Below are 25,949 nucleotides of genomic sequence, written 5' to 3'. Positions count from 1 at the left end.
TCCAATATTGAGGTTCACGTTATGGCCACTGCCAATTCATCCGTAAAAATCGGAAACGTTACTTTTTCAAACAGTGCGCCATTTGCCCTGATCGCAGGTCCATGCCAGATGGAAACGCGTGAACACGCTTTCGAGATGGCAGGACGTCTCAAGGAAATGACCGACAAACTCGGCATCGGTCTCGTCTACAAGTCGAGCTTCGACAAGGCTAATCGCACCTCCTTGAAGGCAGAGCGCGGTATTGGTCTCGAAAAGGCGCTCGAAGTCTTTGCCGACCTCAAGAAAGAATTCGGTTTTCCAGTACTGACCGATATCCATACGGAAGGGCAATGTGCTGAAGTTGCTCCCGTGGTTGATGTCCTGCAAATCCCAGCATTCCTCTGCCGCCAGACCGATCTGCTGATCGCTGCGGCAAAGACTGGACGCGTCGTGAACGTAAAGAAGGGCCAGTTTCTGGCGCCGTGGGACATGAAGAATGTTCTTTCCAAGATCACGGAAAGCGGCAATCCGAATGTACTGGCGACAGAACGCGGCGTTTCTTTCGGCTATAATACGCTTGTTTCCGATATGCGTTCCTTGCCGATCATGGCTGCCCTTGGTTCGCCGGTTGTGTTCGATGCGACTCACTCGGTCCAGCAGCCAGGCGGGCAGGGCGGTTCGTCGGGCGGACAGCGCGAGTTTGTTGAAACACTTTCGCGCGCGGCCGTTGCTGTTGGCGTCGCGGGGCTGTTCATCGAAACGCATCAGGACCCCGATAACGCGCCCTCCGATGGTCCCAACATGGTGCCGGTGGATAAGATGCCCGCACTGCTCGAAAAGCTCATGGCTTTCGATCGTATCGCGAAGGGGCTTTAAACAGTTCTCGGAGAATTTAGAAAGGCGGGGGATTTTCCTCCGCCTTTTGTTTCGCTAAGGCTTAGAAACCGGCCCGGTGGATAATCTTTTCTGAAATGTCTGCAAAGTTTCGGGATTATGCGCTAAGAAATGGCCGCATCGGATTTGTTAAGCGCCTCGCGCATATGGCGGGGCAATCTATAGGGAAGGACTGGTTCCTATGACTGCAATCATCGACATCGTCGGTCGCGAAATTCTCGACAGCCGCGGCAACCCGACCGTCGAAGTGGACGTTGTGCTTGAAGATGGCTCTTTCGGACGCGCGGCGGTTCCGTCCGGCGCATCGACTGGCGCACATGAAGCCGTAGAATTGCGCGACGGTGGCGGCCGCTATCTTGGGAAGGGCGTGGAAAAGGCCGTTGAAGCGGTCAACGGCAAGATTTTCGACGCGATTGCCGGCATGGACGCAGAAAGCCAGCTGCTTATCGACCAGACGATGATCGAGCTCGACGGCTCGGCCAACAAGGGCAATCTCGGCGCCAATGCAATTCTGGGTGTTTCGCTTGCCGTTGCCAAGGCTGCAGCCCAGGCAGCCGGTTTGCCGCTTTACCGCTACGTCGGCGGCGCAAACGCCCATGTCCTGCCGGTTCCCATGATGAACATCATCAATGGCGGCGCACATGCCGACAATCCGATCGATTTCCAGGAATTCATGATTCTTCCGGTCGGCGCTTCGTCCGTTCGTGAAGCTGTTCGTTATGGTTCGGAAGTTTTCCACACGCTCAAGAAGCGCCTCAAGGATGCCGGTCACAACACCAATGTCGGCGATGAAGGCGGATTTGCTCCGAATCTGAAGAATGCCCAGGCTGCCCTCGATTTCATCATGGAGTCGATTGAGAAGGCTGGCTTCAAGCCGGGTGAAGATATCGCTCTTGGCCTCGATTGCGCGGCAACCGAGTTCTTCAAGGATGGCAACTACGTCTATGAAGGCGAACGGAAGACGCGCGATCCAAAGGCTCAAGCCAAGTATCTCGCCAAGCTCGCCAGTGACTATCCTATCGTCACCATCGAAGACGGTATGGCTGAAGACGACTGGGAAGGCTGGAAATATCTGACCGATCTGATCGGCAACAAGTGCCAGCTCGTTGGCGATGATCTCTTCGTCACCAATTCGGCCCGGCTTCGCGACGGTATCCGCATGGGCGTCGCCAACTCGATTCTCGTGAAGGTCAACCAGATCGGCTCGCTGTCCGAAACGCTTGATGCTGTCGAAACCGCTCACAAGGCCGGCTACACTGCTGTCATGTCGCACCGTTCAGGTGAAACCGAGGACTCAACCATTGCCGATCTCGCGGTTGCCACCAACTGCGGACAGATCAAGACCGGCTCTCTGGCTCGCTCGGACCGTACTGCAAAGTACAACCAGCTTATCCGCATCGAGGAAGAGCTTGGCAAGCAGGCGCGTTATGCTGGTCGCAACGCCCTGAAATTCCTCTAATTTTTCGCAACGAATCATACAATGGGCGGGCTTCGGTCCGCCTTTTTTCGTTTTGGCTCTATTTGATCCGGATATCGGGTATTTGACCCAATGCAGTTATATTGATATCAATATTATTGCATTGGTGCTCAAGCTGATGAGGGAACGGCTTGCAATTCTGGTAACCGAGCCGTGGGCGGAGCTAGCAACGGGAGAGAGAAGATGGCTTATATTGAAGGATTTGTTGTCGCGGTCCCCAAGGCGAACAAGGAACTCTATCGCAAACATGCCGCCGAAGCGGCTGTATTGTTCAAGGAATTCGGCGTAACGCGCATGGTCGAAGCATGGGGAGACGATGTGCCGGATGGCAAGGTCACCGATTTTCGACGTGCTGTTAAGGCTGAAGCCGACGAGGAGGTTGTGTTCTCCTGGTTCGAATATCCCGACAAGGCAACGCGCGATGCTGCAAACAGCAAGATGATGAGTGACCCGCGCATGAAAGCAATGGGCGACCAGATGCCATTTGATGGCAAGCGCATGATATATGGCGGCTTTTCCACCATCGTTGATGTCTGATCAGATTAAAGACTTTCTATGAAAACGAGGAAGCGGTTTGTTCTGACGGCGAGCCGCTTTCCTATTCTGGCCGCTCCGCGTCTTTCCGCTTCTTGAGCATACAACAAAAACGCTGCCCCACTGGCCGTAGCGAGGGTCCTTGGTAAATCTCTGTTAAGCAAAATAATGCTTGATGGTGGAATTCGGAATGCTGCCTTTCGCAGGATTCGCCGTGGCTCCGAATATCCGGGAAGGAAGCCGAAATGTGGACCAAGCAGAAGCGTAAATCGATCCGTGGGCGTTTTGTATTGCCTATCCTGACGGCTGCGTTTCTGAGCTACTTTGGCTTTCACGCTTATCATGGCGAGTTCGGTCTTTATTCCCGTATTCAGCTGGAAGAGCAGAAAAGCCTTCTGGCCAAGCAGCTCGAACAGGTAACTGCCGATCGCAACGCTCTTGAAAAGCGAGTCACACTTTTACGTGACGGTTCCATCGAAAAGGATATGCTTGACGAGCAGGCCCGCAGGGCGCTTAATCTCTCCCATCCCGATGAAGTGACAATTATCACTTCCCGGGAAGATCGATCGAATTAACTGAAATCCGGTTAATTGTCTTTTTGTGATATGTTTTTAAGGGTTTGGCGACATAGCAGCTATGCTCTGGGCGCATATTGTATCTTGTGGTGCGCCCGTATAACGTCACAATAGAACGACAATTTAGGGAGCGAGAAATGGCACCGAGGGCTAAAAAGGCGCCTGCTAACAAAGCGCAGGCGTCTTCTGTAACTGCACCCAAGGCACCTGCACCTGCGAACTTCGACAAGAAGCAGGAGTTGGACGCTTATCGCGAAATGCTGTTGATCCGGCGTTTCGAAGAAAAGGCCGGCCAGCTTTACGGCATGGGCTTCATTGGCGGTTTCTGCCATCTCTACATCGGCCAGGAGGCCGTGGTGGTTGGAATGCAGATGGCGCTGAAGGAAGGTGATCAGGTTATCACCGCCTATCGCGATCATGGTCATATGCTTGCAGCGGGCATGAGCGCGCGCGGCGTCATGGCCGAACTGACCGGACGCCGCAGCGGCCTTTCCAAGGGCAAGGGTGGCTCCATGCACATGTTCTCCAAAGAGAAGCATTTCTACGGTGGTCACGGTATCGTCGGTGCACAGGTTTCGCTCGGCACGGGTCTGGCTTTCGCGAATCGTTACCGCGACAACGACAATGTCACGCTGACCTATTTCGGCGACGGCGCTTCCAATCAGGGGCAGGTCTACGAAAGCTTCAACATGGCATCGCTGTGGAAGCTGCCGGTGGTCTACATCATCGAGAACAACCGCTACGCCATGGGTACATCGGTTTCGCGCTCGTCCGCAGAAACCGATTTCTCGAAGCGCGGTCTCTCTTTCAATATTCCGGGCATCCAGGTCGACGGTATGGATGTTCGTGCGGTCAAGGCTGCTGCCGACCTGGCTGTAGAATGGACGCGTTCCGGCAAGGGGCCGATCATTCTCGACATGCAGACCTATCGCTATCGCGGTCACTCGATGTCGGACCCCGCCAAGTATCGCTCGAAGGAAGAAGTGCAGAAGATGCGCTCCGAACACGATCCGATCGAGCAGGTCAAGCAGCGTGTGATCGAGAAGGGTTGGGCAACCGAGGAAGAGCTGAAGGAAATCGACAAGGAAGTTCGCGACATTGTCGCCGATTCTGCCGATTTCGCTCAAAACGATCCGGAGCCGGATGCATCCGAGCTCTACACGGATATTCTGCTCTAATTCCAGGAAGGTGTTGTCATGCCTGTAGAAATTCTCATGCCCGCACTTTCCCCAACCATGGAAGAGGGCAAGCTCTCCAAGTGGCTGAAGAAAGAAGGCGACAAGGTTACGTCCGGCGATGTGATCGCTGAAATTGAAACCGACAAGGCGACGATGGAAGTCGAAGCTGTCGATGAAGGCACGATCGGCAAGATCCTTGTCGATGAAGGCACGGAAGGCGTGAAGGTTAATACGCCGATTGCCGTGCTTCTCGGTGACGGGGAAAGCGCTTCCGATATCGGTGCTGCTCCTGCCGCCAAGGCTGAAGCGCCGAAGGCCGAAGCCAAGGAAGAACCCAAGGCCGAAGAAAAGAAGGCCGACGCTGTTCCGGCTGCGCCCAAGGCTCCCGCGCTCGAAGTGGCGTCCGATCCAGACATTCCGGCTGGAACCGAAATGGTCTCCACCACGGTTCGTGAAGCGCTTCGCGATGCGATGGCTGAAGAAATGCGCCGTGACCCGAACGTTTTCGTAATGGGTGAAGAAGTTGCCGAATATCAGGGCGCTTACAAGGTAACGCAGGGCCTTCTCGATGAGTTCGGTCCCAAGCGCGTTGTCGATACCCCGATTACCGAGCACGGTTTTGCCGGCGTTGGTGTTGGTGCGGCTTTCGCAGGACTGCGCCCGATCGTTGAATTCATGACTTTCAATTTTGCCATGCAGGCAATTGACCAGATCGTGAACTCCGCTGCCAAGACGCTTTATATGTCCGGTGGGCAGATGGGCGCTCCGATGGTCTTCCGCGGTCCATCCGGTGCGGCTGCGCGCGTTGCTGCCCAGCACTCGCAGTGCTACGCTGCCTGGTACAGCCATATTCCCGGTCTGAAGGTCGTCATGCCGTACACGGCTGCTGACGCCAAGGGCTTGCTGAAGGCTGCTATCCGCGATCCGAATCCGGTGATCTTCCTCGAAAATGAAATCCTTTACGGTCACCATTTCGATGTGCCGAAGCTTGATGATTTCGTTCTGCCGATCGGCAAGGCCCGCATTCACAAGCAGGGCAAGGACGCGACCATCGTTTCGTTCGGTATCGGCATGACCTATGCCGTCAAGGCGGCAGAAGAGCTGGCCGAGCAGGGCATCGATGTCGAAATCATCGATCTGCGCACGATCCGTCCGATGGACATTCCGACCGTCATCGAATCGGTCAAGAAGACTGGCCGACTGGTGACAGTGGAAGAAGGTTTCCCGCAGTCGTCGGTGGGTACGGAAATTGCTACCCGCGTCATGCAGCAGGCTTTCGATTATCTCGATGCGCCGATCCTGACCATTGCCGGTAAGGATGTTCCGATGCCTTACGCGGCAAATCTGGAAAAGCTGGCGCTGCCGACTGTCGCAGAAGTGGTCGAAGCGGTGAAAGCCGTTACCTATACCGCTTAAACAGAAAGGGTCTGGACATGCCGATCAATATCACCATGCCAGCGCTTTCTCCGACGATGGAAGAAGGCAATTTGTCGAAATGGCTGGTCAAGGAAGGCGACAAGATCGCTCCTGGCGATGTCATCGCTGAAATCGAGACCGACAAGGCCACGATGGAAGTGGAAGCCGTGGATGAAGGCACGATTGCCAAGATCGTCGTTCCCGCAGGTTCCGAAGGCGTCAAGGTCAATGCGTTGATCGCCATCCTCGCCGAGGAAGGCGAGGACGTGGCTGCTGCGGCCAAGGGTGCAGCTTCTGCCCCTAAGGCTGAAGCAAAGGCCGAAACTCCGAAGGAAGAGCCAAAGCCAGCTGCCCCTCCTGTGACAGCCCCTGCACCAGCCAAGGCAGAGCAGCCTGCTGCTGCGAACAAGGGTGACCGGGTGTTTGCGTCGCCGCTCGCGCGCCGCATTGCCAAGGAATCCGGTGTCGATATTACTGCTGTGAAGGGCACCGGTCCGCATGGACGTGTCGTTCAGCGGGATGTGGAAGCTGCTCTGACGTCGGGTGGCGTAAAGGCCGCTGCGCCGAAGGCCGAAGCCGTCTCCGCTACCGCTCCAAAGCCGATGTCTGACGATGCCGTTCTCAAGCTCTTTGAGGAAGGCACCTACGAAATCGTTCCTCACGACGGCATGCGCAAGACGATTGCCCGCCGTCTGGTGGAATCGAAGCAGACTGTTCCGCATTTCTATCTGACGATCGATTGTGAACTGGATGCGCTTCTGGCTCTGCGTTCGCAGATCAATGCCGCTGCACCGATGATCAAGACCGAGAAGGGCGAGGTTCCGGCCTACAAGCTTTCCGTCAACGATCTGGTGATCAAGGCTGTTGCTCTTGCGCTGCGTGACATTCCTGAAGCCAATGTCTCCTGGACTGAAGGCGGCATGGTGAAGCATAAGCGTGCGGATGTCGGTGTTGCCGTGTCGATCCCGGGTGGTCTGATTACGCCAATCGTGCGTCAGTCGGAATCGAAGACTCTTTCCGCCATCTCGAATGAGATGAAGGATCTTGCCAAGCGCGCGCGTGATCGCAAGCTTAAGCCTGAGGAATATCAGGGCGGTTCGACCTCCGTTTCCAACCTCGGCATGTTCGGTGTGAAGGATTTTGCCGCTATTATCAATCCGCCGCATGCGACCATTTTCGCAATCGGTGCTGGTGAACAGCGTGCAGTGGTCAAGAACGGTGAAATCAAGGTTGCGACGGTTATGTCCGTAACCCTTTCAACCGACCACCGTGCTGTCGACGGGGCGCTGGCTGCGGAACTTGCACAGGCCTTCAAGCGCCACATCGAAAACCCGATGGGTATGCTGGTCTGATCGATCAACTTCAAGGGCGTCGCGTTCCAATGAACTCGACGCCTGAGGTTTTTAATGGCTGGACAACTGAACCTACGCCCGGCTCAATGCCGTGAAGCCGCTGAGATCGCCATTCTTGTCGATATCTCGTCGCACGGTTTTGCGTCATGGCTCTGGTACGGAGCCGTTCTCGATGGACGGACTGAAACGGCCATGGAACGGGGGCGGCAATATATGCGCGCTGACGGGACCGAAGGCTGGCAGAGCACCACGATTGCCGAATGGGCAGGCGACATTGCCGGACTTTCGATCGGCTTCACACTCGATGACAGTTTGAACGACATCCCGCCGCAGCATCCGGTTCTCGATCAGTTGATCGACCTGCAGCGCAAGGTGATAGGCAACCGTTTCCTAGACAGCGTTGGCGTTTATCGGGAGTTTCGCGGCAAAGGAATTGGCCGCGCCCTTGTCGCCAATGAAATCGACCTGGCCCGCCGGAACGGTAACCCGGGAATCAGCCTGATAACCGAAAGCCACAACGATGTGGCGCTCTCCCTTTACGGCGCCCATGGTTTCAAGGAAATTGAGCGGCTCGAAGCGATAGAACGCATTGGGCAGGACAAAAGACACGACTGGGTGCTGCTCACCCGAGAAGTGAACTGAGCAAAGGCAGGACAATATGGCCGACATTTACGACGTTATTGTTATCGGCTCGGGCCCGGGTGGCTATGTAACCGCAATCCGCGCTGCGCAGCTTGGCCTCAAGACCGCTATCGTCGAGCGCGAACATCTGGGCGGCATTTGCCTCAACTGGGGCTGTATTCCTACCAAGGCACTGTTGCGCTCGGCGGAAATCCTGCATTTTGGCGAACATGCCAAGGATTACGGCCTCAAGTTGGAAGGTACGATTACGCCTGATGTGAAGGCTGTCGTACAGCGCTCGCGCGGTGTTTCGGCCCGGCTTAACGGCGGCGTCGGGTTCTTGATGAAGAAGAACAAGATTGATGTGATCTGGGGTGAGGCAAAGCTGGTAAAGGCTGCTTCGGGCAGCAATCCGGTCGAGATTTCGGTCGGGAAGTCGTCAAAGCAGCCGATGCAGCCGCAGAACCCCGTTCCCAAGGGTGTTCTGGGCGAGGGCAGCTACAAGGCGAAGCATGTCATCGTCGCGACCGGCGCGCGTCCGCGTTCTCTGCCGGGCATCGAGCCGGACGGCAAGCTGATCTGGACTTATTTCGAGGCAATGGTTCCGCACGAACTGCCGAAATCCATGCTTGTGATGGGCTCGGGTGCAATCGGTATCGAGTTTGCCTCTTTCTACAACGACATGGGCGTCGACGTGACGGTCGTGGAGTTGATGCCGCAGATCATGCCTGTTGAGGATGCGGAAATTTCCGCACTCGCTCGCAAGCAGCTTGAAAAGCGCGGCCTGAAGATCATTACCGATGCCAAGGTTACAAAGGTGGAGAAGGGCACAAATAATGTGACCGCTCACATCGAGACCAAGGACGGCAAGACCCAGTCGCTAACCGTTGACCGCATGATTTCGGCTGTTGGTGTTCAGGGCAATATTGAAAACCTCGGCCTCGAAGCTCTCGGCGTGAAAACCGACCGAGGATGCGTTGTCATCGACGGTTATGGCAAGACCAATGTGGCGGGCATCTATGCTATCGGCGACGTTGCCGGCCCGCCTATGCTTGCACACAAGGCTGAGCATGAAGGAGTTATCTGTATCGAGAAGATTGCCGGTCTTCCGAACGTGCATCCGCTCGAAAAGAATATGATTCCGGGCTGCACCTATTGTAATCCGCAGGTTGCGTCGGTTGGTCTGACCGAAGCAAAGGCCAAGGAAAAGGGTTACGATATTCGCGTCGGCCGCTATTCCTTTGCCGCAAACGGCAAGGCGATTGCGCTTGGTGAAGACCAGGGACTGGTCAAGACCGTCTTTGACAAGAAGACGGGACAGCTGCTCGGCGCCCATATGGTCGGAGCGGAAGTGACCGAACTCATCCAGGGGTTCGTGATCGCCATGAACCTTGAAACAACTGAGGAAGAACTGATGCATTCGGTCTTCCCGCATCCGACGCTTTCGGAAATGATGAAGGAAAGCGTTCTGGACGCATATGGTCGCGTGCTGAATGCATAAGATGGAGGGACGCTCATTCCGCTGATCGAAAACGGAGGGCCTTGGCGGCGTGCCGCCTGGCCCACCATCAAATGGTGCACCGTCGGAGGACTGGTGCTGGGGTTCGCAGCCGGCACCTTGAGTGTTCTTGGCGGGAACACCATATCGATCAACGGAATGGCCTTGCCCGGCTGGTATGGCGTGTGGATGCTCACCTTAGCGCTGGGGACTGCTGGTTTGGTATTTGGCCTCATATGGGCGTTGGTCTTCCGCGCTCTCGGACTGGCGACGCGGCGATGAGTAGCAAATCGCTCAAGTTGACAGGGTAGAGGGCAGGGATTAGGACCGAACCCAATTTTGAAAGCATTTCAGGTCCATTCTTGAAAATGGCCCGGATAGGCAGGGATAAGCATGGTTACAGTTCTCGATCTGGTGAACCAAGGCAAGCGCGAACGGCATCCAGAAAAGGCGCATCGTCCGGACAATGTTGTCCTGAAGAAGCCGGACTGGATCCGCGTCAAAGCTCCTGTCTCGCGTGGCTATAGCGAAACGCGCGATATCGTTCGCTCGAACAAGCTTGTTACGGTTTGTGAGGAGGCTGGTTGCCCGAATATCGGCGAGTGCTGGGAAAAGAAGCACGCCACCTTCATGATCATGGGCGAGATTTGCACACGCGCCTGCGCATTCTGCAATGTCTCCACCGGCATTCCAACCGCACTTGATCCGAATGAACCGGAAAATGTCGCGAAGGCCGTCAAGCAGATGGGCCTGACTCACGTGGTCATTACTTCGGTGGATCGCGACGATCTTGCCGACGGTGGTGCGCAGCATTTTGCGGAAGTTATTCAGGCTATCCGCGAAGCCACGCCTGCGACCACGATCGAAATCCTGACGCCGGATTTCCTGCGCAAGGAAGGCGCTCTTGAAATCGTCGTTAAGGCACGTCCTGACGTTTTCAACCACAATCTGGAAACCGTTCCTTCGAAGTATCTCAAGGTTCGTCCCGGCGCCCGGTACTTCCATTCGATCCGCCTCCTGCAGCGCGTCAAGGAACTCGATCCAACCATTTTCACCAAGTCCGGCATTATGGTTGGCCTTGGCGAAGAGCGGAATGAAATCCTTCAGCTGATGGATGATCTTCGTTCGGCTGACGTGGACTTCATGACCATCGGTCAGTATCTTCAGCCGACCCGCAAGCATCATCCTGTCATTCGCTTCGTGACCCCTGATGAATTCAAGTCGTTCGAAACGATTGGCCGGACGAAGGGCTTCCTGCTGGTCGCATCCAGCCCGTTGACCCGCTCGTCGCATCATGCTGGCGATGACTTTGCCAAGCTGAGGGCAGCCCGCGAGGCGCAGATCGCAGCCAGGGCCTGAGATCAGACATGCCGCAGTTTACAACCGTCAGGCGGGTGCATCACCGGGCAGAGCAGATGTTCGGGCTCGTAGCGGATGTGGAGAAATATCCGGAATTTCTGCCAATGTGCGAGGCTTTGTCGGTTCGCTCCCGCAAGGAGCGTGACGGGAAGGCCCTTCTCATTGCCGACATGACGGTTGGTTACAAGCTCATACGCGAGACATTCACCAGTCAGGTACTGCTGAAGCCTGAGGATAATGTCATTGATGTGAAATATCTCGACGGGCCGTTTCGCTATCTCGACAATCGCTGGACCTTTAAACCCGTGGATGATGGCAGCGAATGTGATGTCGAGTTCTTCATCGATTACGAGTTCAAGAGCCGGACGCTGGGTCTTCTCATGGGAACCATGTTCGATCTAGCTTTCAAGAAGTTTTCCGAAGCTTTCGAGAAACGGGCCGATCAGATATACGGAACGGCCTGAATGTAGCCCCGATTTTCGGGGGCTCTGTTTATTGCGCCGTATAGCCGCCATCGACCAATATGGACGCACCGGTGACGAAGGAAGCTTCGTCGCTCGCCAGGAAGAGCACGACGCTGGCAACTTCCTCGGCGCGTCCGAGCCGGCCAATTGGATGCAAGGCTACCAGGGCCTCTTTCTTGTCTTCGGGTATATCCTTGAGCAGCGGTGTGTCGATATAGCCGGGGCAGACTGCATTTACCCGAATGTTCTGCGCTCCATAATCAATCGCAAGCGTCTGCGTCAGGAGTTTCACGCCTCCCTTTGCTGCCGCATAAGCCGTGACACCAGATTTTCCAACATGACTATGGATGGACCCGCAATTCACGATCACACCGCCGCCTTGCGAACGCATCTGGTCGATGGCGTATTTATCGCAAAGATAGACGCCGGTAAGATTGATATCGATGGTTTTCTGCCATGCAGTTTCGTCCAGTTCATCAATCGGGCCATCTGCGGCGATGCCTGCATTGGCGAACATGATGTCGAGGCGCCCATAGGTTTCGACGGTTTTAGCAATCAGCGCCTGCACGGCTTTTGTGTCGGCCACATCGGTCTTGACGAATAATGCCCGCTCGCTGCCGCCTGCAAGCTCATTGGCCAACTGCTGGCCGTGCTCAGAATAATCGGCGATGACGACATTCGCTCCCTCGCGAATGAAAGCTCGAGCAGTTGCTTCACCGATGCCGCTTGCCCCACCGGTAACGATTGCCACCTTTCCGTCGAAACGCATCGCCATGTTCTCCTTATCTTGACCAAAGACAAAGGTAGGGCGCGGCAGATAAAAGTGTACGCCTCAAGGCTGTCGAAGATTTTCCAGAACGAGGTCCAATGCAGCAAGAACCGTTGCGTGGCGGATGTCAGCTCTGGTTTTTTGACCGAAACGGCATTCGCGATGGAGCGTCGTGTAGCCTTTTCGCGCCGAGGCGATGTGAACAAGCCCGACAGGCTTTTCATCGGAGCCCCCACCAGGTCCGGCAACCCCGGTAACAGCCACAGTTACACCGGCGCGGGACCGCGCAAGTGCGCCTTCAGCCATGGAAAGTGCTACTTCCTTCGAAACCGCGCCAAGGCGATTGATCAATTCCAGCGGAACGTTGATCATTTCGGCTTTTGCTTCATTGGAATAGGTGACAAAACCGCGATCCACGACATCGGATGATCCGGCGATATCGGTCAAGGCTCCGGCTATCAGTCCCCCTGTGCAGGACTCAGCCGTGGCGATCATTACACCGGCGTTGCGGCATGCCTCCAGCACGACAATGGCTTTTTCTTCTGCGATGAGTGCGCTCATTCGGGAACCTCACCGGGATAGATGACGGTTGCCGTTGCGATTGCTGCGATACCCTCACGACGTCCCACGAAGCCCAGCTTTTCATTGGTCGTGGCTTTGACGGAAACGCGGTCCGCTGCAATGCCCAGCATGTCGCAAAGCGCTTCTGTCATTGCTGTGCGATGCGGGCCAATCTTCGGTGCTTCGCTGATAAAGGTAACATCGACATTGGCGATACGACCGCCTGCTTCCCGCACGATATTTGCGGCATGCTCAACAAATATACGGGAAGCCGCACCTTTCCATTGCGGATCGGAAGGAGGGAAATGCGTGCCGATATCGCCGGCTCCCCGTGTTGCAAGCAGGGCGTCGGTCAGCGCATGAAGTCCGACATCGGCATCTGAATGGCCGTTGAGTTTTGCTTCATGGGGGATTTTCACACCGCACAGCGTCACGTGATCGCCGGGTTCAAAAGAATGAACGTCGTAGCCATTGCCGGTGCGAATGTCGGGAAACGAAACGTGGTCTTGCCGCAGGCGCTTGTCAGCCATTTCAATATCCTTTGCCCAGGTAAGCTTTGTATTGTCTGCCGATCCTTCGATGATGCGAACAGCAATGCTCTGCCATTCGGCAATGGCGGCATCATCCGTGAAATCAGAACGATTGATTGCGAAGGCCTTTTCATGCGCGTTTAGGATCGGCGCGTAGGGAAACGCTTGTGGTGTCTGCGCCGCAAAAAGACCGGCGCGGGGCACAGTCGTTTTTACGGTTCCGTCCGTGGACGATTGCTTGAGCGTGTCGGAGACAGCTAATGCGGGCAGAACGCCTTCATCCGGCGCAAGGTTTTCAACGATACGCTTCAGCAAGTCCTGACCGACGAACGGCCTCACGCCATCATGGATCATGACATGTTGGGGCGCAGAGTCTTGCAACGCACGGAGACCAAGACGCGTGGATTCCTGCCGGGTGGGGCCGCCGTTCACAACCAGAATATTGCTTCCGTTTTCCGGAAGGGCGCGTTCATAAAGCGCATGATCGTCAGGATGAATCACGACAACGATGCTATCAATCAGGGGGCAGTCGATAAAGACGCGCAAAGTACGGGCAAGCACGGCTTCGCCGCCGATGCGCCGGTACTGTTTCGGCCCTTCGACACTCTGCCCGGCTCGCTCTCCGCGGCCAGCTGCCACAATGACTGCTGCAATCTTTGAAATGGTTGTTGCCTCTGCCAAGGGTTGTGTTCCCAAGCCGAATAATGCCTTGCGCGGATAAATGCCAGACGACAATTGATTTATCGTAATCTTGCGCGCGCTTTTCCTTGCGTTGAAAAGTGAGACTGATTAATGTATGTGCTAATCGCACTATGCACATCAAATAGGCATTATTGGTGAGTTTTCTCGATCAACCTTTGAACATCGGCGGTGTGGCGCTTGCCAACCGCGTCTTTCTCGCGCCTATGTCGGGAGTTTCGGACCTTCCTTTCCGCAGGCGTGCCGCAGAGGCTGGCGCGGGCATGGTTGTGTCTGAAATGGTCGCCAGCGCCGAACTGTGCAACCACCACAAGGAAAGTCTTCTGCGCCTTTCCGGAGAAGGGCTTGGAACACACGTTGTACAACTCGCGGGACGTGAAGCCCAATGGATGGGCGAAGCGGCCAGGATCGCCGAGGGAGAAGGCGCTGATATCATCGATATCAACATGGGCTGTCCAGCCAAGAAGGTGACGGGCGGCTATTCCGGGTCCGCACTAATGCGCGATCTTGATCACGCAATGACGCTTGTTGAGGCCACCGTTAATGCGGTCAACGTTCCGGTTACGCTCAAGATGCGGCTGGGATGGGATGAGAAAAGCATCAATGCGCCTGAACTCGCAAGGCGGGCGGAAAGTGCGGGTATCGCCATGGTGACTGTGCATGGGCGGACCCGTTGCCAGTTTTATGAAGGCAAGGCGGACTGGGATGCAATTCGCGCCGTTCGCGATGCGGTCAAGATTCCGTTAGTCGCCAACGGAGATGTGGCGTGTCGGGAGGATGCCGAGGAAATTCTGCGCCGTTCCGGGGCGGACGCCGTGATGGTGGGACGTGCTTCTTATGGCCAGCCTTGGTTGGCTGGCGCAATCGCAGGAAGTGATTTTGCCCCAAAGTCGCGAAGTGAAGTTCTCGAATATATTATAAAGCATTACGAAGATATGCTCGACCATTATGGAAGCACGACGGGTGTCCGTCATTCCCGTAAACATCTTGGCTGGTATCTTGATCGTCATGCGGGTGCGGCATGTATGCCTGCCGAGAAAGCGGAAGTTATGACTCAAACCGACCGGCAAGCCGTTATCGATGCTTTGCGCCGTATTTTCACGCGCGAAGTTCCGGAAGTCGCGCTCAAAGAGGTTGCCTGATGCGCGAAAGAACAGAAGCGAATGGCATTCCTTCCGTCGTGCTCGATGCCATCAGCCAGCCGGTCATCATGGTCAGCGCCGAGAATTATATCGCCTATGCCAATCTGGATGCGGAACAATTCTTTCGTTCCGGCTCGTCTATTCTGGCGCGCAACCGACTGGAATCCTTTCTGCCTTTCGGCAGTCCGCTTCTGGCGCTGGTCGATCAGGTTCGCACCAGCCAGATGCCGGTGAATGAATATCGCGTGGATGTCTCGTCGCCCCGTCTTGGAGCCGAACGTATCGTTGATATTTACGTGGCGCCCGTCGCAGAACTGCCGGGAGCGGTGGTCATCCTCTTCAAGGAAAAGACGATGGCCGAAAAAATCGATCGGCAGATGACACATCGCGGCGCTGCACGGTCGGTGACCGGGCTTGCATCGATGTTGGCCCATGAGATCAAGAACCCGCTTTCTGGTATCCGTGGCGCGGCGCAATTGCTGGAGCAGGTTGTCAGTGACGAGGACCGCGCCCTTGCCCGGCTTATTACTGACGAAACGGATCGGATCGTCTCCCTTGTCGACCGCATGGAAGTTTTCTCGGATGAACGTCCTATCGAGCGCTCTGCGGTCAATATTCATGCGGTTCTGGATCATGTGAAGGCAATTGCGAAGAACGGATTCGCGCGTAAGATTCGTTTCGTGGAAGATTATGATCCGTCGCTCCCGCCGGTCTTCGCCAATCGTGACCAACTCGTGCAGGTTTTTCTCAATCTGCTGAAGAATGCCTCGGAAGCCATCGGTGAGCGTGAGGGCGGCGAGATTGTTCTGTCCACGGCCTATCGTCCGGGCATCCGCCTCCAGGTGCCGGGTGCGCGGGACAGGGTGGCGCTGCCTCTCGAGTTCTGCGTGCATGATAATGGGCCGGGAGTGCCGCAGGACATGCTCCCGCATCTGTTCGATCCCTTCGTGACGACGAAGACCAACGGTTCCGGGCTCGGCCTGGCGCTGGTCGCGAAGATCATTGGTGATCATGGCGGCATCATCGAATGCGACAGCCATCCTTCGCGCACGACTTTTCGGGTTTTGATGCCCGCATGGAAAAATACGGCTGGAAATACTGGAGATAACGCATGATCGCAGGACGTCCGTCTGGAACCATATTGGTGGCGGATGATGATGCCGCCATTCGGACAGTGCTGAACCAGGCCTTGTCGCGTGCAGGCTACGATGTGCGCGTGACTTCCAATGCTGCCTCGCTCTGGCGGTGGGTGGCTGCAGGTGACGGCGATCTGGTCATTACCGACGTCAATATGCCCGACGAAAACGCCTTCGACCTTCTCCCGCGCGTCAAGAAGATGCGCCCGGACCTTCCGGTCGTCGTCATGAGTGCGCAGAACACATTCATGACAGCAATCCGGGCCTCCGAGGCGGGAGCGTACGAATATCTGCCGAAGCCATTCGATCTCACGGAGCTCATCAATATAGCCGGTCGAGCGCTGTCGGAGCCCAAGAACAAGCCCGCCGCAGCCCTTTCCGACGAGCAGGCAGACAACATGCCACTGGTTGGCCGCTCGCCTGCGATGCAGGAAATCTATCGTTTGCTGGCGCGCATGATGCAGACGGATTTGACCGTCATGGTGACAGGTGAATCCGGTACGGGCAAGGAACTGGTTGCGCGCGCCCTTCACGAATACGGGCGTCGCCGAAAAGGACCCTTTGTTGCGATCAATATGGCGGCAATCCCGCGCGATCTGATCGAGTCTGAACTGTTCGGTCATGAGAAGGGCGCTTTCACCGGAGCACAAAACCGCTCAAGCGGCCGCTTCGAGCAGGCAAATGGCGGCACGCTGTTTCTCGATGAGATTGGCGATATGCCAATGGAAGCGCAAACCCGTCTTCTGCGTGTGCTCCAACAGGGCGAGTATATGACAGTCGGCGGACGCACGCCGATCAAGACAGATGTGCGTATCGTTGCTGCAACCAACAAGGATTTGCGGCAACTGATCGCGCAAGGACTGTTTCGCGAGGATCTCTATTACCGTCTGAATGTCGTACCTCTGCGCCTGCCGCCACTTCGCGAGCGAAGCGAGGACGTAGCCGATCTCGTGCGCCATTTTTTCAAGCGGGCTGCTGAAGAAGGACTGCCGGAGAAACGCATCAGCACTGCTGGTTTGGAAATGATGCGCCGGTATCCATGGCCGGGCAATGTCCGCGAGCTTGAAAATCTCGTGCGAAGGCTCGCGGCGCTTTATCCGCAAGAAGAAATTTCCCCCGAAATTATCGAAACGGAGTTGCGGGCCGAGCTTACCAAACCGGATGTGGTTCCAGCAGGCGCCGGAGATATGGAAAATATCTCCATTTCTCAGGCTGTCGAGCAGAACATGCAACGCTATTTTGCGTCTTTCGGTTCGGATTTGCCACCCCCGGGCCTCTATCACAGGGTTCTGGCAGAACTGGAATATCCTCTGATCCTGGCGTGCCTTACGGCGACACGGGGAAATCAGATCAAGGCGGCCGATCTTCTGGGGCTGAACCGCAATACGCTGCGCAAGAAAATTCGCGAACTCGGTGTGAATATATATCGCGGAAACAAGGGAAATTAGCGACAATCACGTGCTGATAACCTATTAACTACGTTATTTAACGGCCGGTTAAGTCTGTTCAGCTACTGTTGGTTGTATGAGAAATCAGCAATCAACACGACACAACAGAACCCGGCGTATTCTTGAACCGGCTGTAAGGAGCGGCATTCTTGCCGCACCGTTGATATTGATGCTTGCCATCGTTGTGATTTTATCCGGAGCAGAGCCGAAACTCTCTGCCATGATCGATCAAACTTTCACGGGTTCGATCAGTCCTATCATCAAGTAATTATCTGTGGGGCTTGAAGACGGCGCCTGAACCCCTATCCTTTACGGTAGATAAAGGAGAAGATCATGCGTCTTGCCGCTACGACCTTGTTTATTGGTTTATCCGCCGCTGCCGCTTATGCTGCACCGCCACCGGAAGGCTCCAAGCTTTCGGAGATAATCGCAAAAATCGAACAGAAGGCGGATACGGCTTTTATCGATGAAGTCGACTGGAACGACCGCGGATATTATGAGATCGAGTATGTGACCAAGGCCGGCGCCAAGGTGGAGGTCAAAGTCGATCCCAAGACCGGAGAAAATGTCCGGTAGACCTTCGCTTTTCAGTGGGGTCGGCTGGAGCGGGTAGCGGGAATCGAACCCGCGCGTTCAGCTTGGGAAGCTGACAGGCTACCATTACATCATACCCGCAAACTGTAATACATTTCAATAATTTAGCGACAAATCCGAGGAGGTCGCTTTAGAACGATTTACAGTTGGTTTTGACAACCTATGTTCTCTTTCTGGGCTCGTCAAACTGTTTTGTCGACAGCCTCCGCTTGTCATTCCAATCGATCTCACCGCCTCACGAAACACTACAGCGCCGTGACAAATCTTTCATGACCTGTCCCATTGATATCCGAGTTCCAGGGGCCATCTGCAGATGACGCTCCCAACCGTGCAGCCAGATTCCAGGCTGTTGCAGATGACAGGAAATCCATGGGCAAGACCACAATGCGGCGGGCACTGCTTATAGTAAATCCACATGCCCGAAACGGTAGGGGATACGGTGCGGACATTCGTTCCGCGTTGGAGCACGGCGGGCTCCAACTCGTCGAGCGAAGCCCGCAAGATGACGAGACGATTTCCGATGTGATCCTTAGGGAAAGAGATTGCGATCTCGTCATCGTTGGTGGTGGCGACGGATCGTTGAATGCTGCGGCCAGAGGATTGATGGAAACGGGACTGCCGCTCGCAATTCTGCCACTTGGAACCGCAAACGATTTTGCTCGGACCGTCGGCATTCCTGCCGATCCGGTTGAGGCGGCGCGGCGCATTGCTTCTTATGAGGCGCGCCCCATCGATCTTGGCGAGGTGAACGGTCATCTTTACTTCAATGTCGCGAGCATAGGTTTCAGCGCCGAACTGGCACAGCAGCTGAGTTCCGCGGCGAAGAAGAAATGGGGCAAACTCGGCTACGCGATTGTCGCGGCACGGATTCTCATGCGTTCGGAGCTTTTTACGGTCTATCTGGAACATGACGGCATGACGGAAAAAATCCGTACGTTGCAGGTCTCAGTGGGGAATGGAAAATTCTACGGCGGGGGCATGGCTGTAGAGAAGGATGCCACTGTGGATGACGGTAAACTCGATTTCTACAGCCTGGAAGTCGATCACTGGTGGAAGCTGTTGCGTCTTCTGCCAAGCCTCCGTCGTGGTACGCATTCGAAATGGGATGATGTGCGGGCCTTTCCGACAACGGAGGTGATTGTTCGCACCAAGAAACCTCGCGCCGTCAATACTGACGGGGAGTTGTCGACGTGGACGCCCGCCCATTTCCGTCTGCTGCGCAGGGCAATAAAAGTCTATATGCCCGATCCCACGGCGAGGCCGTAACGCGATTGCGCGAAAAAAGGGCCCGCCTTTTAGACGGGCCTAATCCATGACGTTAGGTGACTGGCTCGGAGGTCATTTGAGCCGTATGAATAACGGTTCAATGGGCCGAACGTTCCACCGTCAAAAGAAAAAATACCAGATAACCAGCACGAGAATGAGCGGGACGCCCATCAGCCAAAGGATCATTGCTCTGAACATTTGTTTTCTCCTTCCTGTTGAAAATCCAACGTTTCTGATGAACGATTGTTCCATCGGGCAGGAGGAATGCGGTGCGGTGTAGTTGAGTAGAGGGGCAACACGACTCAAATGAGCAGAATTCCGAAAACTTTAATGATCCGTCAATGAATCGGTGACATCACTAAAATCTAAAAAGGCGCAACCAGCGTTTCCGGTTGCGTTTGTTGAGTAACGGGCGTGTGGCGTATGGATTCGAAACGAGGGCTGAAACATTCGGTCAACGGAAAGACGGCTAAGCTGCGAGATAAGCGTGGTTCAGTCGCCTTATTGTTATTCATGGCTATTGCTGTCGCCTTGGCGGGCTGCGCATCGGCGCCGCAGCCGAAATCGAAGAGCAAGCGATCCAAGGAATATTTCGCCGAGTCCAAATACGGTGTGAAAGCCAGTCCCCGCGTGGCTTTTGCAAAAGGAAAGCCCTTGCCGCGTGGCGGCGGACGAGATCAGACGGGGCAGCCGTACAAAGTTAAGGGACGCTGGTACTATCCCAAGGAAGACAAGAACTATGTCAAAGTTGGTCATGCCTCCTGGTATGGCGAAGCTTTTCATGGCCGCCTGACGGCGAACGGTGAAGTTTACGACATGGCGCACTTGACCGCTGCGCATCCAACCATGCCGTTGCCCAGTTATGCTCGCGTCACCAATCTTGCCAATGGCAGCTCGGTCATCGTGCGCGTGAATGATCGTGGTCCGTATGAATTCGACCGCGTCATCGATCTTTCCCAGAAAGCTGCCGAAATGCTGGATTACCAGCACCACGGTACCGCGAATGTGAAGGTTGAGTATGTTGGTAGAGCGCCTCTCGACGGGAACGACGACGCATTTCTTATGGCCTCTTACCGTCCCGGAGGTGGTGATGCGATCGGCCAGCCGGCAACCGGCGTCATGATGGCGATGAACGGACCGACGCCTACCTCGCCGAAGTCTCGTGTTCCGATGCCTGTGATGGAAGCGGTTCCGGCCTCTGCGCCTGTACCTGAAAATTCACCTTTTGCGGTCGATCCTGCCTATGGCGATCCGTCTGGTGGGGCAGCTCCGTTGCTGCCGGCAAACGTTCCTGTGCCATCGCATCGTCCGGCAACCAGCTTCGGCGTGGCGAATGCTGCCGGTGTGAGCGGTCTTGCCGGTTATGCCACCGATCGGCTTGCTGTGGCTGCTTATGCTGAGGAGCGTGCGTATGGCAGCATCTTGTCCAAGGATGCGATCTCAAGCGCGTGGAAGCGTCGCCTGGCTGAAGAACATGGAGAATATGTCGAGCTTGGTACTTTCGAAACGCTGGAAGAGGCAAAACAGATTCAGTCATCGCTGCCTCGCTCGACCAGATTCACACTGACCAAGCTTCCGACCGAAACCGGCGCAACCTATGAGTTGACGGCGGTGGCGACGAAGGGTGGAAACGATGCCCTGTTGCGCGAGGCCTGGAAGGCTGGTGCAGTGAATGCGTTTGTCGTTCGCCTCGATTGAGCTCACGATGCGGTGATAAGAGCTGCCATATTGATTTTGGTCAGATTCGTTGCGTAAGCTCTAAGACATTGCTCACGTAACGGGGTTCGCATGGGGCTGTTATCAAAAACACTGGTATTCGTCCGTGCCGCTGCCGCTGGCATTTCGGTGGCGGTTGTGGTGCCAGCTATTTGTGGGGCAGCCCCTGTTGACGCAGCATTCGTTACGAAAGCGCCGCAGGTGTTGCTCGTAGATGACCGGAGCGGAACGGTGCTTCTCTCCAAGAACGCCAATGTCCCGATTCCTCCCGCTTCTCTGGCCAAGCTGATGACGGCTGAAGTAGTATTTGAAGCTCTCGAAAAGGGACTTACCACACTCGATACTGCTTATCCCGTCAGCGAGAATGCCTGGAGAACGGGCGGCGCTCCTTCAGGAACGTCTACGATGTTTGCGCGCATCAAATCGTCGCCGACGGTTGCTGATCTGTTGCAGGGAATGATCGTTCAGGCGGCGAATGATGGGGCCATCGTGCTGGCGGAAGGGCTGGCAGGCAGCGAACGCGCTTTTGCAGAGCGGATGAACGACCGGGCGCGGGAGCTCGGCTTGACCGCCTCCAGATTCGTCAACTCCACAGGGTTACCCGCCGAAGGGCAGACGGTTTCTCTCCAGGATCTGGTCAGATTGGCCCAGCATATCCGGACCGCCCATCCTGAATACTATAAATATTATGCTCAACCAGCTTTCACCTGGAACAACATCATGCAACGCAACCGCAATCCATTGCTGCGGCTTGATGTGGGAGCTGACGGTATGGGTACAGGATTTACGGAGGCATCCGGCTTTGCACTCGTCGGGTCCGCTGAGCAGAATGGCCGCAGGCTCTATCTGGCGATGAGCGGTCTTTCCAGCATCAAGGAGCGTGAGGAGGAGGCAAAGCGGCTTCTGCAATGGGGGATGACGGCATTTGACGATGTGCTGCTGTATCCCGCAAACGAAATTGTAGGTGAAGCGCAGGTTTTCGGAGGTGCGCTCGCGCATGTGCCGCTGAAGGTCAAGGACAGTGTCGAGTTGTTGCTGCCGAAGAATGGTCGCGATAGGCTTAAAGCGCGTATCGTCTATAAGGGCCCACTTGATGCCCCCGTTGCCGACGATCAGCAAGTCGGCGTTCTTCAGCTTGAGCTGAATGGAAGCATTCTCCGCGATGTGCCTGTTTTTACGGCTCAATCTGTCGATGAGGGAAGCCTTTCAAAGCGCGCCTTGGGGGCGGCGATGGAGCTTTCCACAGGTTGGCTACGGAAATACCTTTAGCCTGCGTCATGCGTAATCCAGGCTCGACCTGATAACCAAAGGCCGATAATAACTTTCACAGAAGTCCATTCGGACATCGATTCAAACATTTGGAAGTTGGCTTGTCGGGATTGTTCATCACATTCGAGGGCGGCGAAGGAGCGGGCAAATCAACGCAAATTGCGTTGCTGGCGAAGCACCTGCGTGCAAGCGGCTTCGATCCGGTCATCACACGAGAACCTGGCGGTTCTCCTGGTGCGGAAGCAATTCGTCACGTCATATTGAGCGGCAATGCGGAGACCTACGGTCCGGCGATGGAGGCGCTGCTGTTCGCCGCTGCAAGAGCAGACCATGTGGACCAGCTTATCCGCCCGGCATTGGACGAGGGACGTGTGGTGCTGTGCGATCGCTTCATCGATTCCAGCCGCGCTTATCAGGGCGTTACCGGCAATCTCGACAGCACCTATATGTCGGCAGTGGAACGTATTGCTATCGACGGTATCATGCCAGATATGACGATCATTCTCGATATTTCTGCGGAGAAGGGATTGTCACGTGCCGGAAAACGGCGCGGCAGCGAAACTGCGGACCGGTTCGAGAAGGAAGATATCGCAGTACACGAGGCACGGCGGCAGGCCTTTCTCGCAATCGCGGAAGCAGAGCCTCGGCGCTGTAAGGTAATCGACGCCGATCGCCAGCAAGACGCGATTGCGGGCGAGATAGCAAGAGAGATCGATAGTGTTCTAAAGGAAAGGGGGCTGTTGTGATCGAGGAACTCGACGTCCCTAAAGCTCACGATTCGATTGAGGGTGTGCCTGAGCCATCCGCGAGCGATTATGTTTCCGGACACCGCGAGATCAGTGGTTTTCTGGCTCAAGCCTATCGTGAGGGGCGCATGCATCACGCGCTGCTCTTTGAAGGTGCGCAGGGCATCGGCAAGGCAACGCTCGCGTTTCACCTCGCAGGCCATATGCTGGCGCATGGCAACAATGGACAGGCGCCGGAACATATTACCGCTCCGGATTTTGCAAGACCGCTCTGGCGTCAGATTGCGGGCGGCATGCATCCGGCTGTCCTGCATATCAACCGTCCGTTCGATCAGAAGACCGGAAAGTTCAAAACCGGCATCCCGGTGGAGGAAATTCGCCGTGTCACGCATTTTCTGACCAGAACGGCATCGGACCACGCCTGGCGCATCGTCATTGTCGATCCAGCCGACGATATGAACCGCAATGCCGCCAACGCTTTGTTGAAAACGCTGGAAGAGCCTCCCGCACGGGCGCTCTTTATCCTCATTTCCCACTCGTCTGGACGCTTGCTCCCGACAATCCGGTCGCGCTGCCAGAGCATCGGCTTCAAGCCGCTTGACGATAAGGCGCTTACGGACGCCTTGTCTCATGTCGGTCCTGGTGTCGGAATGGAGGCTGGTAGGGTAACGCAAACGCTGCTCCAGCGATCGGAAGGCAGTGTGCGCAAGGCACTTTTGTTGGTGGCAAATGGCGGTATCGAAATCTCCGACACGGTCGACACCCTTCTTGAAGGACAGAATTTCGACCTGCCGAAAGCACAGGCGCTTGGCGGCATATTGAATGGCCGGGAGTCGGAAGTTCAGTATGAACTGTTTCGCGACCACCTGCTGGGGCGGGTTGCAATGGAAGCTCGGCGTCGCGCCGAGACTGGGCAACTGCATGATGCAGATCGCTGGTCGCGATTCTGGAGCGATCTGTCACGCGAAACCGTGGATGCTGAAACCTACAATCTCGACCGTCGGCAAGCGGTGGTAATCCTTCTGGAAAAAACCCATCGCGCTTTTCGTTCCGGTCTGCCTCCACTTGCGTGACATGGCCGCTGACATGCGTTATGTCACCGCTGACGAATTTTCTTCCGCGTGTGCCTTGTTTTGTTCAGAGCGCGCGCTTCCAAACATCGAAAGACCGGGTCCATAATGAGCCGCGAAAAATATTACATCACCACCGCGATTGCTTATCCCAACGGAAAGCCACACATCGGTCACGCGTATGAACTGATCGCGACCGATGCGATGGCACGTTTTCAGCGACTGAACGGTAAGGATGTTTTCTTTCTGACCGGTACGGACGAACACGGCATCAAGATGCTGCAGAGCGCGCGCAAGGAAGGCATCACGCCGCGCGAGCTTGCCGACCGCAATACGACTGCGTTCCGGCAGATGGCAGACGTGCTGAACAGCTCCAATGACGATTATATTCGCACTTCTGAAGAGCGCCACTACAAGGCCAGCCAGGCTATCTGGAAAGCGATGGCTGATAATGGCGATATCTACAAGGGTGGATATGCCGGTTGGTATTCCGTGCGTGACGAGGCCTATTACGGTGAAGAGGAAACAGAAGTTCGCGAGGACGGCGTTCGTTATGGCCCGCAGGGGACCCCTGTCGAGTGGGTTGAGGAGGAAAGCTATTTCTTCCGTCTCTCATCCTATCAGGACAGGCTGCTCGATCTTTACGAGCAAAACCCCGGCTTCATCATGCCTGCGGAACGTCGCAATGAGATCGTGAGCTTCGTCAAGTCCGGGCTGAAGGACCTGTCGATTTCCCGCACGACCTTCGATTGGGGCATTCCGGTGCCGGGTGACGAAAAGCATGTCATGTATGTCTGGGTCGACGCCCTGACAAACTACATCACGGCCCTTGGCTATCCGGACACTACGGACGGCAAATGGGGCTATTGGCCTGCCGATGCGCACATCATCGGCAAGGACATCTCTCGCTTCCATGCTGTCTATTGGCCCGCATTCCTGATGTCGGCTGGCATTCCGTTGCCGAAGCGGGTTTTCGCGCATGGCTTCCTGTTCAATCGCGGCGAGAAGATGTCGAAGTCGCTCGGTAACGTGATCGATCCGTTCGGTCTCGTTGAGCGCTATGGGCTCGATCAGTTGCGCTATTTCCTGATGCGCGAAGTACCGTTTGGTCAGGACGGCAGCTACAGCCATGACGCTATTGTCAACCGCACAAATGCCGACCTGGCGAATGATCTCGGCAATCTCGCCCAGCGCTCGCTGTCGATGATCGCCAAGAATTGCGAAGGCAAGGTCCCGGTTCCAGGTGAATTCTCGGAAGCTGATAAAGCTATTCTGGATCAGGCCGAGGCGGCGCTGGATACCGCGCGCAAGGCAATGGACGATCAGGCGCTGCATCTGGCGCTCGGTGCGATCTTCGCTGTCGTTGCCGAAGCAAACCGCTATTTTGCGGGGCAGGAGCCCTGGGCGTTGCGGAAGACCGATCCGGCGCGTATGGGAACCGTCCTTTATGTGACCGCGGAAGTGATCCGGCGTGTCGGCATCATGGTACAGCCCTTCATCCCGCAGTCGGCGGAAAAGCTTCTCGACATATTGGCAATTCCTGCCGACAAGCGTCAGTTCTCTGACGTTACGGCAAGCCAACTTGTCGGCGGTACCGATCTGCCAGCTCCGCAGCCGGTATTCCCGCGTTATGTGGAAACAGAAGAGTAGAACTGA

The 25,949-nt window shown here is 55.7% G+C and carries 25 protein-coding genes and 1 tRNA gene; 22 read left to right on the top strand and 4 right to left on the bottom strand.

The genetic code is table 11. The features are described 5' to 3' along the window. The first annotated feature begins 21 nt into the window (after nt 1-21). From kdsA to ACOWVS_RS15930, 12 genes are all read left to right on the top strand, one after another. Complete coding sequence (gene kdsA, locus ACOWVS_RS15985) at nt 22-855, top strand: 3-deoxy-8-phosphooctulonate synthase (protein WP_021585222.1); 834 nt, start codon at nt 22-24, stop codon at nt 853-855. Between the two features lie 199 nt (nt 856-1,054). Beyond that, nucleotides 1,055-2,332 (top strand): phosphopyruvate hydratase, encoded by a 1,278-nt coding sequence (eno, locus tag ACOWVS_RS15980; RefSeq protein WP_021585221.1) that lies wholly within the window; start codon nt 1,055-1,057, stop codon nt 2,330-2,332. Between the two features lie 201 nt (nt 2,333-2,533). Continuing rightward, on the top strand, nt 2,534-2,887 hold the full coding sequence (locus tag ACOWVS_RS15975; RefSeq protein ID WP_021585220.1) for a DUF1428 domain-containing protein: 354 nt from the start codon (nt 2,534-2,536) through the stop codon (nt 2,885-2,887). 242 nt (nt 2,888-3,129) lie between these two features. Beyond that, entirely contained in the window at nt 3,130-3,459 is a 330-nt protein-coding gene (locus tag ACOWVS_RS15970; protein ID WP_021585219.1) for an FtsB family cell division protein, read from the top strand. Between the two features lie 137 nt (nt 3,460-3,596). Beyond that, complete coding sequence (gene pdhA, locus ACOWVS_RS15965; RefSeq protein WP_006470533.1) at nt 3,597-4,637, top strand: pyruvate dehydrogenase (acetyl-transferring) E1 component subunit alpha; 1,041 nt, start codon at nt 3,597-3,599, stop codon at nt 4,635-4,637. A gap of 18 nt (nt 4,638-4,655) precedes the next feature. Beyond that, entirely contained in the window at nt 4,656-6,053 is a 1,398-nt protein-coding gene (locus tag ACOWVS_RS15960) for a pyruvate dehydrogenase complex E1 component subunit beta (protein ID WP_021585218.1), read from the top strand. Between the two features lie 17 nt (nt 6,054-6,070). Next, the gene (locus tag ACOWVS_RS15955) at nt 6,071-7,405 is read left to right on the top strand and encodes a pyruvate dehydrogenase complex dihydrolipoamide acetyltransferase (protein ID WP_075041955.1); all 1,335 of its coding nucleotides are present in this window, start codon (nt 6,071-6,073) and stop codon (nt 7,403-7,405) included. Between the two features lie 54 nt (nt 7,406-7,459). Next, nucleotides 7,460-8,047 (top strand): GNAT family N-acetyltransferase, encoded by a 588-nt coding sequence (locus ACOWVS_RS15950; protein ID WP_021585216.1) that lies wholly within the window; start codon nt 7,460-7,462, stop codon nt 8,045-8,047. A gap of 16 nt (nt 8,048-8,063) precedes the next feature. Next, complete coding sequence (gene lpdA, locus ACOWVS_RS15945; protein ID WP_021585215.1) at nt 8,064-9,527, top strand: dihydrolipoyl dehydrogenase; 1,464 nt, start codon at nt 8,064-8,066, stop codon at nt 9,525-9,527. Nucleotides 9,528-9,620: 93 nt separating this feature from the next. Next, nucleotides 9,621-9,806 carry a hypothetical protein gene (locus ACOWVS_RS15940; RefSeq protein WP_043714325.1) on the top strand — a complete coding sequence of 62 codons (186 nt, stop codon included), beginning with the start codon at nt 9,621-9,623 and terminating at the stop codon, nt 9,804-9,806. 111 nt (nt 9,807-9,917) lie between these two features. Further along, entirely contained in the window at nt 9,918-10,883 is a 966-nt protein-coding gene (gene lipA, locus ACOWVS_RS15935; RefSeq protein ID WP_006470529.1) for a lipoyl synthase, read from the top strand. An 8-nt stretch (nt 10,884-10,891) separates the two neighbouring features. Continuing rightward, nucleotides 10,892-11,347 carry a type II toxin-antitoxin system RatA family toxin gene (locus tag ACOWVS_RS15930; RefSeq protein WP_025089505.1) on the top strand — a complete coding sequence of 152 codons (456 nt, stop codon included), beginning with the start codon at nt 10,892-10,894 and terminating at the stop codon, nt 11,345-11,347. 28 nt (nt 11,348-11,375) lie between these two features. Here the strand turns inward: ACOWVS_RS15930 and ACOWVS_RS15925 are convergent, their stop codons facing one another. The 3 genes from ACOWVS_RS15925 to ACOWVS_RS15915 form a co-directional block, all read right to left on the bottom strand. Then, a complete protein-coding gene (locus ACOWVS_RS15925; protein ID WP_021585212.1) occupies nt 11,376-12,116 on the bottom strand; it encodes an SDR family NAD(P)-dependent oxidoreductase in 741 nt (246 codons plus the stop codon). A 63-nt stretch (nt 12,117-12,179) separates the two neighbouring features. Beyond that, entirely contained in the window at nt 12,180-12,677 is a 498-nt protein-coding gene (locus ACOWVS_RS15920) for a CinA family protein (RefSeq protein WP_021585211.1), read from the bottom strand. After that, complete coding sequence (locus ACOWVS_RS15915; RefSeq protein ID WP_075041976.1) at nt 12,674-13,903, bottom strand: bifunctional 2-C-methyl-D-erythritol 4-phosphate cytidylyltransferase/2-C-methyl-D-erythritol 2,4-cyclodiphosphate synthase; 1,230 nt, start codon at nt 13,901-13,903, stop codon at nt 12,674-12,676. The genes ACOWVS_RS15920 and ACOWVS_RS15915 overlap by 4 nt, the downstream gene beginning before the upstream one ends. A gap of 140 nt (nt 13,904-14,043) precedes the next feature. On the opposite strand from ACOWVS_RS15915, the gene dusB reads away from it, so the two are divergent. The 4 genes from dusB (at nt 14,044) to ACOWVS_RS15895 (ending at nt 18,208) form a co-directional block, all read left to right on the top strand. Further along, nucleotides 14,044-15,048: a tRNA dihydrouridine synthase DusB gene (gene dusB, locus ACOWVS_RS15910; protein WP_021585209.1), complete on the top strand. Its 1,005-nt coding sequence runs from the start codon at nt 14,044-14,046 to the stop codon at nt 15,046-15,048. Beyond that, nucleotides 15,048-16,163: a two-component system sensor histidine kinase NtrB gene (locus ACOWVS_RS15905; RefSeq protein ID WP_021585208.1), complete on the top strand. Its 1,116-nt coding sequence runs from the start codon at nt 15,048-15,050 to the stop codon at nt 16,161-16,163. Before dusB ends, ACOWVS_RS15905 begins: the two co-directional genes overlap by 1 nt. Then, complete coding sequence (gene ntrC, locus ACOWVS_RS15900) at nt 16,160-17,632, top strand: nitrogen regulation protein NR(I) (protein ID WP_021585207.1); 1,473 nt, start codon at nt 16,160-16,162, stop codon at nt 17,630-17,632. Before ACOWVS_RS15905 ends, ntrC begins: the two co-directional genes overlap by 4 nt. Before the next feature lie 333 nt (nt 17,633-17,965). After that, the gene (locus ACOWVS_RS15895) at nt 17,966-18,208 is read left to right on the top strand and encodes a PepSY domain-containing protein (protein WP_006466907.1); all 243 of its coding nucleotides are present in this window, start codon (nt 17,966-17,968) and stop codon (nt 18,206-18,208) included. Between the two features lie 25 nt (nt 18,209-18,233). Here ACOWVS_RS15895 and ACOWVS_RS15890 read toward each other — a convergent pair. Next, a tRNA-Gly gene (locus ACOWVS_RS15890) sits at nt 18,234-18,307 on the bottom strand. A gap of 288 nt (nt 18,308-18,595) precedes the next feature. Here ACOWVS_RS15890 and ACOWVS_RS15885 point away from each other — a divergent pair. The 6 genes from ACOWVS_RS15885 to metG all read left to right on the top strand — a co-directional run bounded on the left by ACOWVS_RS15885 (nt 18,596) and on the right by metG (nt 25,943). Next, nucleotides 18,596-19,492: a lipid kinase gene (locus ACOWVS_RS15885; RefSeq protein ID WP_031346043.1), complete on the top strand. Its 897-nt coding sequence runs from the start codon at nt 18,596-18,598 to the stop codon at nt 19,490-19,492. Between the two features lie 423 nt (nt 19,493-19,915). Next, nucleotides 19,916-21,190, top strand: a complete 1,275-nt coding sequence (locus tag ACOWVS_RS15880) for a septal ring lytic transglycosylase RlpA family protein (protein WP_025089508.1) — start codon at nt 19,916-19,918, stop codon at nt 21,188-21,190. Between the two features lie 90 nt (nt 21,191-21,280). After that, on the top strand, nt 21,281-22,477 hold the full coding sequence (locus ACOWVS_RS15875) for a D-alanyl-D-alanine carboxypeptidase family protein (RefSeq protein WP_021585202.1): 1,197 nt from the start codon (nt 21,281-21,283) through the stop codon (nt 22,475-22,477). 101 nt (nt 22,478-22,578) lie between these two features. Further along, nucleotides 22,579-23,223, top strand: coding sequence for a dTMP kinase (gene tmk / locus ACOWVS_RS15870; protein ID WP_021585201.1), 645 nt, complete (start codon nt 22,579-22,581; stop codon nt 23,221-23,223). After that, complete coding sequence (locus ACOWVS_RS15865; RefSeq protein WP_025089509.1) at nt 23,220-24,296, top strand: DNA polymerase III subunit delta'; 1,077 nt, start codon at nt 23,220-23,222, stop codon at nt 24,294-24,296. Before tmk ends, ACOWVS_RS15865 begins: the two co-directional genes overlap by 4 nt. A gap of 105 nt (nt 24,297-24,401) precedes the next feature. Beyond that, nucleotides 24,402-25,943 (top strand): methionine--tRNA ligase, encoded by a 1,542-nt coding sequence (gene metG, locus ACOWVS_RS15860; protein ID WP_021585199.1) that lies wholly within the window; start codon nt 24,402-24,404, stop codon nt 25,941-25,943. Nucleotides 25,944-25,949: the final 6 nt, after the last annotated feature.

Origin of the sequence: Brucella sp. IR068, assembly GCF_049065885.1 — a bacterium.
Classification (GTDB): domain Bacteria; phylum Pseudomonadota; class Alphaproteobacteria; order Rhizobiales; family Rhizobiaceae; genus Brucella; species Brucella intermedia.
This window is presented reverse-complemented; position numbering and strand designations above follow the sequence as displayed.

What these genes read in the sequence shown, in the direction of transcription:
- ACOWVS_RS15885 (WP_031346043.1), top strand. Translation starts at nt 18,596, where the DNA reads ATGGGCAAGACCACAATGCGGCGGGCACTGCTTATAGTAAATCCACAT.
- lpdA (WP_021585215.1), top strand. Translation starts at nt 8,064, where the DNA reads ATGGCCGACATTTACGACGTTATTGTTATCGGCTCGGGCCCGGGTGGC.
- eno (WP_021585221.1), top strand. Translation starts at nt 1,055, where the DNA reads ATGACTGCAATCATCGACATCGTCGGTCGCGAAATTCTCGACAGCCGC.
- ACOWVS_RS15960 (WP_021585218.1), top strand. Translation starts at nt 4,656, where the DNA reads ATGCCTGTAGAAATTCTCATGCCCGCACTTTCCCCAACCATGGAAGAG.
- pdhA (WP_006470533.1), top strand. Translation starts at nt 3,597, where the DNA reads ATGGCACCGAGGGCTAAAAAGGCGCCTGCTAACAAAGCGCAGGCGTCT.
- ACOWVS_RS15905 (WP_021585208.1), top strand. Translation starts at nt 15,048, where the DNA reads ATGCGCGAAAGAACAGAAGCGAATGGCATTCCTTCCGTCGTGCTCGAT.
- metG (WP_021585199.1), top strand. Translation starts at nt 24,402, where the DNA reads ATGAGCCGCGAAAAATATTACATCACCACCGCGATTGCTTATCCCAAC.
- kdsA (WP_021585222.1), top strand. Translation starts at nt 22, where the DNA reads ATGGCCACTGCCAATTCATCCGTAAAAATCGGAAACGTTACTTTTTCA.
- ntrC (WP_021585207.1), top strand. Translation starts at nt 16,160, where the DNA reads ATGATCGCAGGACGTCCGTCTGGAACCATATTGGTGGCGGATGATGAT.
- ACOWVS_RS15975 (WP_021585220.1), top strand. Translation starts at nt 2,534, where the DNA reads ATGGCTTATATTGAAGGATTTGTTGTCGCGGTCCCCAAGGCGAACAAG.
- ACOWVS_RS15925 (WP_021585212.1), bottom strand. Translation starts at nt 12,116, where the DNA reads ATGCGTTTCGACGGAAAGGTGGCAATCGTTACCGGTGGGGCAAGCGGC.
- ACOWVS_RS15955 (WP_075041955.1), top strand. Translation starts at nt 6,071, where the DNA reads ATGCCGATCAATATCACCATGCCAGCGCTTTCTCCGACGATGGAAGAA.
- ACOWVS_RS15895 (WP_006466907.1), top strand. Translation starts at nt 17,966, where the DNA reads ATGCGTCTTGCCGCTACGACCTTGTTTATTGGTTTATCCGCCGCTGCC.
- ACOWVS_RS15930 (WP_025089505.1), top strand. Translation starts at nt 10,892, where the DNA reads ATGCCGCAGTTTACAACCGTCAGGCGGGTGCATCACCGGGCAGAGCAG.
- ACOWVS_RS15875 (WP_021585202.1), top strand. Translation starts at nt 21,281, where the DNA reads ATGGGGCTGTTATCAAAAACACTGGTATTCGTCCGTGCCGCTGCCGCT.
- ACOWVS_RS15920 (WP_021585211.1), bottom strand. Translation starts at nt 12,677, where the DNA reads ATGAGCGCACTCATCGCAGAAGAAAAAGCCATTGTCGTGCTGGAGGCA.
- ACOWVS_RS15970 (WP_021585219.1), top strand. Translation starts at nt 3,130, where the DNA reads ATGTGGACCAAGCAGAAGCGTAAATCGATCCGTGGGCGTTTTGTATTG.
- ACOWVS_RS15880 (WP_025089508.1), top strand. Translation starts at nt 19,916, where the DNA reads ATGGATTCGAAACGAGGGCTGAAACATTCGGTCAACGGAAAGACGGCT.
- ACOWVS_RS15950 (WP_021585216.1), top strand. Translation starts at nt 7,460, where the DNA reads ATGGCTGGACAACTGAACCTACGCCCGGCTCAATGCCGTGAAGCCGCT.
- lipA (WP_006470529.1), top strand. Translation starts at nt 9,918, where the DNA reads ATGGTTACAGTTCTCGATCTGGTGAACCAAGGCAAGCGCGAACGGCAT.